Raw genomic sequence first — 5860 nt, 5'->3', positions numbered from 1 at the left:
GGTCGGAGGTGCCAGGGGTGCCGGGTGCGCCAGGTGGGGTCGGACGGCTGTTGGGGGGGTCGGACGGCCGGGCCTGGCGGCCCGGGTCAGTCCGCGGCCGTCGGCGGGGCCTGCGGCCCGAGCCGGACGGGCAGCGCGGCGAGGTGCCAGGCGGCCGGGTTCGGGCCGCGCTCCACCGCCTCCGGGCCGACCGCGAGCGCCAGCCGCGGGTACATCCGCAGCAGGGTGGCGAAGGCGGCCACCGCCTCCTGGTGCGCCAGCACCGCGCCCAGGCAGCGGTGGGTGCCGTGGCCGAAGCCCAGGTGCGCCTCGTGGTGCCCGGCCCGGGCCGGCGCACCGGCCCGGCAGACGTCCAGCCGCTCCGGCTCGGCGTAGGCCCGCGGGTCGTGGTTGGCGCCGGCGAGGATCGGCATCACCGCCTCGCCCCTGCGGACCAGGGTGCCGGCCAGGGTGAGGTCCTCCGTCGCGTACCGCGGCACCCCGCCGATGGTCGGGCCGCACCAGCGCATCAGCTCGTCGACGGCGGCGGGCAGCAGGCCCGGGTCGGCCCGGACCAGCGCCAGCTGCTCGGGGTGGGCGAGCAGCGCGGCCGTACCGTTGCCGATCAGGGTGGCGGTGGTCTCGTGCCCGGCCACGATCAGGTTGAGGATCAGCGAGACGGTCTCCACCGGGGCGAGGGTGTCGCCCTCCGCCGCGGCCAGCCGGGAGAGCAGGTCGTCGGCCGGTTCGGCCCGGCGGCGCTCGACCAGCTCCCGGGCGGCGGCCACCATGGCGCGCAGCGCCTCGTCCAGGCCGGGCCCGGCGCCCCGGCCGAGGTAGGAGCTCCAGCGGCGCCACCGCGGGCGGTCCGGCTCCGGGATGCCGAGCAGTTCGCAGATCACCGTCACGGGCAGCGGGTAGGCGAAGTGCGCGACCAGGTCGACCACGCCGTCCGGGCCGGCGTGCCCGGGCAGCGCCCGGGCGTACTCCTCGGCGAGCCGTTCGATCCGGGGCCGCAGCCGCTCCACCGCGCCGGGCGTGAAGGCGGGGTGGACCAGGCCGCGCATCCGGCGGTGCCGGGCGCCGTCCGCGCCGAAGACGCCGGCGCGCAGGTACTTCGCGCACTCGGGCGGCATGCCGCGGGCGCGCCAGACCTGCTCGGTGCGGTGCGCGGGGCGGTCGGTGGGGGTGGCGCCGACGTCGAGGGCTCCGGCGACGGCGGGGCGGTCAGCGGTGGCCGGGCCGTCAACCGGGGCCGGGCCGTCGACGGTGGCCGGGCTGTCCACGGGGGCCGGGCCGTCGACGGCGTTCACGTCGTTGACGAAGCGCGGGTCGGAGAGCACGGTGCGGACGTCCTGGTAGCGGACGGCGATCCAGAACGGCTCCACCCCGGGGATGGTGGCGCGGGCGAGCGGGGCGCGCTCGCGCAGGTCGGCGAAGGCCTGGAAGGGGTCGCGGATCAGGTGGTCGGCGCGCAGGTCGACGGTCTCGACCGGTTCGACGGTGGCCACGGCTGCCTCCTCGGGAGTCGCGAGGTCCATCTGGTCACGGATCGTGACGGAGCGGGGCGGTGCGGACGCCGGTTTCCGGGCCGGGTTCACTCGATCGAGTACAGCGAAACGTTTCTTTCGCGCACCGGGAGCCGGGCCTCGGGAGCCGGTCCCCGGGGGCTCCGGACCGGCCCGCCCGCCGCCGGGGGCCGGGCGCGTGACATGCTCGGGGCCATGACCACCGTGCACGTACCGCCCGTCGCCGCCCTCCGCAACCCGATCGGCGCCCATGTCCCGGTGGCCGGCCGCGGGCTGGCCGGCACCGGCCTGGCGTACGCGGACCGGGTCGGCGCGGAGACGGTGCAGGTGTTCGTGGCCAACCCGCGCGGCTGGGCCACTCCCCCGGGCAACCCGGCCCAGGACGAGGCGTTCCGCACCGCCTGCGCCGAACGGGCCATCCCGGCCTGGGTGCACGCTCCGTACCTGATCAACTTCGGCTCGGACAACCCGGCCACCCGGGAGCGCTCGGCCGAATCGCTGTGGCACTCGCTGCGCCGCGGGCACGCCATCGGCGCGCTCGGCGTCGTGCTGCACACCGGCTCGGCGGTCGGTTCCGCGCCCGGCGGCGGCTCGCGCCGGGCCGAGGCGATGGCGCAGGTCCGGGCGGACGTCCGGCCGCTGCTGGAGGAGCTGGACGGACTGGGCGACGACGCGCCCTGGCTGCTGCTGGAGCCGACGGCGGGCCAGGGGAGCTCGCTCTGCTCGCGGCTGGAGGAGCTGGCCGAGTACGTGGCGGCGCTGGACCATCACCCGAAGGTGGGAGTTTGCCTGGACACCTGCCACGCCTTCGCGGCCGGACACGACCTGGCGGAGCCGGGCGGGGTGACGGCCGCGCTGGACGCCCTGGCCGCCGCGGCCGGTCCGGGCCGGCTGCGGCTGATCCACGCCAACGACTCCGAGGACGTCGTCGGCGCCCGCAAGGACCGGCACGCCAACATCGGCGCCGGAATGATCGGCGCCGAGCCGTTCCGCGAGCTGTTCGAACACCCGGAGACGGCCGGGGTGCCGCTGGTGGTGGAGACCCCGGACCGCAAGCACGGCGGGGACGGTACCGGGCACGCGAGGGACATCGCGGTGCTGAAGGAGCTGCGGGCCCGGGCGGCCGTCCGGGCCCGGACCACCGGGCCGCGCCCGGCGGCGGTGCGGGAGCCGGCCGCTGCCGGGCAGGCGTGAGGCCGGAGGCCGCCGGACAGGCGTGAGCCCGGAAGCCATCGGACAGGCGTGAGCCCGGAAGCCGACGAACGGCCTCCGGGCTCGGGCCTGTCTTCGAACCCGCGGCTGCGGGGATCAGCAGTCGCAGTTGCTCTCGCCGTGCTCGGCGTAGTTGAACCAGGTGGCGTGCGGGCCGAACAGGCCGACACCCGCGGTGCCGGACTCCAGGCTCTGCCCCTCCGACTGCGACGGAGCGAAGCCCCCCGCCATGGCCGAGGTCGGGACCGCCACCACGGCACCGGCCACGGCGACGATCACGGCGAGCTTGCGGATCTTCCCACGAAGCGACATCTGATGTCCTTTTGGTTCGTCTCGGGTCCTCAACCCGCGCCCCCGACCGGCCGGTTCGGCCGCCCGACGGGCTGGGCGACGCCCCACCGGGGAGGCGCCGCGCCCACGTTGGCACACGAACGCGCGGCTTCGGGCGCACGCCGCAACCCGGCTGAGGCATTCGGGTGAGGCAACTCCCCCGGCCGGACGAATCCGGGCGTACATCCGTGAATCCGGTCGAACAGCCGGGCGGAGAGTGCCGGACGAGTGCCCGTCCGGCCGCCCCGCGACCGCAAGTCTTGCGGTGACGGACCGGGCGAACTGAACAAATCCCGTCGATTTGGTGCAAGGTACCGCCCGGTCCGAGCATGAACGGTCGCTCCACGGCGCTCCACCGAGCGCGCGCAGCAGCGGGAGCAGCACCACGAAAGGCGCACCACCCTCATGCAGACCAGCCCCGCCGCACCCCGGCAGGCGACCCGCCCGAACGGCCCGGAGACCCCGGGGCCGGTCGGCTCCCCGTCGGACGGCTCCGCGCCGATCGGCCCGACGTCGACCGACCCGACGCCGACCGACCCGAGGCCGATCGGCCCGACGCCGGCCGGCCCGACGCCGCAGAAGACCGGCCGCCGCTTCGGGCTGGCGACCGCCACCGCCCTGGTGATGGGCAACATCATCGGCGGCGGCATCTTCATGATCCCGGCCGCGGTGGCGCCGTTCGGAACGGTCAGCCTGCTCGCCTTCGCGGTGCTCACCGTGGGCGCGATCGCACTGGCGCTGGTCTTCGGGCAGCTGGCCCGCCGCAACCCGCGCACCGGCGGACCGTACGTCTACGCCCGCGAGGCCTTCGGGGACTTCGCCGGCTTCCTGTCCGCCTGGTCGTACTGGATCACCACCTGGGTCAGCAACGCCGCGCTGGCCGTGGCCGCCGTCGGCTACCTGGACGTGCTGCTGCCGCTCCACCACTCCGTCCCGCTGGAGATCACCGCCGCGCTGGCCATCCAGTGGCTCCCGGCGCTGGCCAACCTGGCCGGCACCCGCTTCGTGGGCTCGGTCCAACTCGTCTCCACCGTGCTGAAGTTCGTCCCGCTGCTGCTGGTCTCGGTGGGCGGCCTGTTCTTCTTCGACCCGAAGAACCTCGGGGCCTTCGACGCCAGCGGCCAGGGCTGGGCCGGCGGCATGACCGCGGCGGCGGCGATCCTGCTGTTCAGCTACCTGGGCGTGGAGTCGGCGGCGATGAGCGCGGGCCAGGTCCGCGACCCGGAGCGCAACGTCGGCCGGGCCAGCGTGCTCGGCACCACCGGTGCGGCGGTGGTCTACCTGCTCGGCACGGTCGCGGTGTTCGGCACCGTGGCGCACCAGCAGCTCGTCCACTCCACCGCGCCGTTCTCGGACGCCGTGGACGCCATGTTCGGCGGCGGCTGGGGCGGCACGGCGATCGCCGTCGCCGCACTGGTCTCGATGACCGGCGCCCTCAACGGCTGGACCCTGCTCTCCGCCCAGGCCCCGTACGCGGCCGCCAAGGACGGCCTGTTCCCGGCCGCCTTCGGCAAGGAGCGGCGCGGGGTGCCGACCTTCGGCGTGCTGGTCAGCGTCGCGCTGGCCTCGGCGCTGACCGTGCTCAACTTCGCCAGCGGCGCGAAGGGCGCGTTCGACATGCTGGTGCTGATCACCACCTTCACCGCCACCGTGCCGTACCTGCTCTCCACCGCCGCCCAGCTCTACTGGCTGGTGCGCGGGGCCGGCGAGAAGGTCGACCGCGGGCGGCTGGTGCGCGACGCCGTCCTCGGCCTCGGCGCCTTCGCCTTCTCGCTCTGGCTGCTCGCCGGGGCCGGCTACGCCGCCGTCTACCAGGGCGTCCTGTTCCTCTTCGCGGGCATCCTGGTCTACGTCTGGATGGCGGCCCGCCGCCGCGACTGAACTCCCCGGCGGCAGCCGGACATCGGACACACCACCCCGAACACCCGTGACGCACGCCGGACTTGTCCGGTGCACGTCCGATGTGCACGAGGATTTCACCTCCCGGATCTACCCGCGTAGGTGACCGGATCGCCAGACTGGCGCACGCAATTCAGCAGTTCATCCGATCTGATGATGGAGCGTCCGCCATGGCCCCCACTGCCCCCGTGCGCCGGTTCCTGTCCGCCATACCGGCTGCCGCCGCCCTCGCCGCCGTGACCGTGGTCACGGCCGGCACCCCCGCCCAGGCCGCCCTGCCGACCCCGATCTCCGCGGCCACCGCCCGCAGCTACCTCGCCGCGATGCCCGCCACGGCGGAGAGCCACGGCGACACCTACGACCGCACGCTGTTCCCGGCCTGGATCACCATCAGCGGCACCTGCGACACCCGCGAGTGGATCGTCAAGCGGGACGGCAGCAACGTCACCACCGACACCGCCTGCAAGGCCACCGGCGGCAGCTGGTCCTCGCCGTACGACGGCGCGACCACCACCGACGCCTCCACCTTCGACGTCGACCACCTGGTGCCGCTCTCCGAGGCCTGGGCCTCCGGCGCCTGGGCCTGGACCACCGCCCGGCGGCAGGCCTTCGCCAACGACGTCAGCCGCCCCCAGCTGCTGCTGGTCTCGGCCGGCAGCAACCGCTCCAAGGGCGACCGCGACCCGGCCGAGTGGCTCCCCCAGGCCTCCTACCGCTGCACCTACGCCCGCGCCTGGGTGCAGGTGAAGCAGTACTACGGCCTGAGCGTGGACAGCGCCGAGAAGAGCGCGCTCACCGGCATCCTCGACAACTGCTGACACCGACGGCACGACGGCCGGCCCCGACGGCCCCTACGCCACGACGGCCGGCCCCGACGGCCCCTACGCCACGACGGCCGGCCCCGACGGCCC

General features: G+C 75.2%; 5 protein-coding genes. 3 read left to right on the top strand and 2 right to left on the bottom strand.

The genetic code is table 11. The features are described from left to right. Positions 1-86: 86 nt before the first annotated feature. Entirely contained in the window at positions 87-1490 is a 1404-nt protein-coding gene (locus ABZW03_RS36140) for a cytochrome P450 (protein WP_355268273.1), read from the bottom strand. Between the two features lie 213 nt (positions 1491-1703). Between ABZW03_RS36140 and ABZW03_RS36135 the strand changes: the two genes are divergently transcribed. Then, positions 1704-2702 (top strand): deoxyribonuclease IV, encoded by a 999-nt coding sequence (locus tag ABZW03_RS36135; protein WP_355268270.1) that lies wholly within the window; start codon positions 1704-1706, stop codon positions 2700-2702. 114 nt (positions 2703-2816) lie between these two features. Here the strand turns inward: ABZW03_RS36135 and ABZW03_RS36130 are convergent, their stop codons facing one another. After that, positions 2817-3032 carry a hypothetical protein gene (locus ABZW03_RS36130; RefSeq protein ID WP_355268268.1) on the bottom strand — a complete coding sequence of 72 codons (216 nt, stop codon included), beginning with the start codon at positions 3030-3032 and terminating at the stop codon, positions 2817-2819. A gap of 423 nt (positions 3033-3455) precedes the next feature. Here ABZW03_RS36130 and ABZW03_RS36125 point away from each other — a divergent pair, with 423 nt between their 5' ends. Then, positions 3456-4931, top strand: coding sequence for an amino acid permease (locus tag ABZW03_RS36125; protein WP_355268266.1), 1476 nt, complete (start codon positions 3456-3458; stop codon positions 4929-4931). A gap of 188 nt (positions 4932-5119) precedes the next feature. After that, positions 5120-5767 carry an HNH endonuclease family protein gene (locus ABZW03_RS36120; protein WP_355268263.1) on the top strand — a complete coding sequence of 216 codons (648 nt, stop codon included), beginning with the start codon at positions 5120-5122 and terminating at the stop codon, positions 5765-5767. The last annotated feature ends 93 nt before the right edge of the window (positions 5768-5860 follow it).

Source organism: Kitasatospora sp. NPDC004799 (assembly GCF_040609095.1).
GTDB lineage: Bacteria > Actinomycetota > Actinomycetes > Streptomycetales > Streptomycetaceae > Kitasatospora.
The sequence above is the reverse complement of the archived record's forward strand: the minus strand, read 5'-3'. Positions and strand labels throughout refer to the sequence as shown.

What these genes read in the sequence shown, in the direction of transcription:
- ABZW03_RS36135 (WP_355268270.1), top strand. Translation starts at nt 1,704, where the DNA reads ATGACCACCGTGCACGTACCGCCCGTCGCCGCCCTCCGCAACCCGATC.
- ABZW03_RS36125 (WP_355268266.1), top strand. Translation starts at nt 3,456, where the DNA reads ATGCAGACCAGCCCCGCCGCACCCCGGCAGGCGACCCGCCCGAACGGC.
- ABZW03_RS36120 (WP_355268263.1), top strand. Translation starts at nt 5,120, where the DNA reads ATGGCCCCCACTGCCCCCGTGCGCCGGTTCCTGTCCGCCATACCGGCT.
- ABZW03_RS36130 (WP_355268268.1), bottom strand. Translation starts at nt 3,032, where the DNA reads ATGTCGCTTCGTGGGAAGATCCGCAAGCTCGCCGTGATCGTCGCCGTG.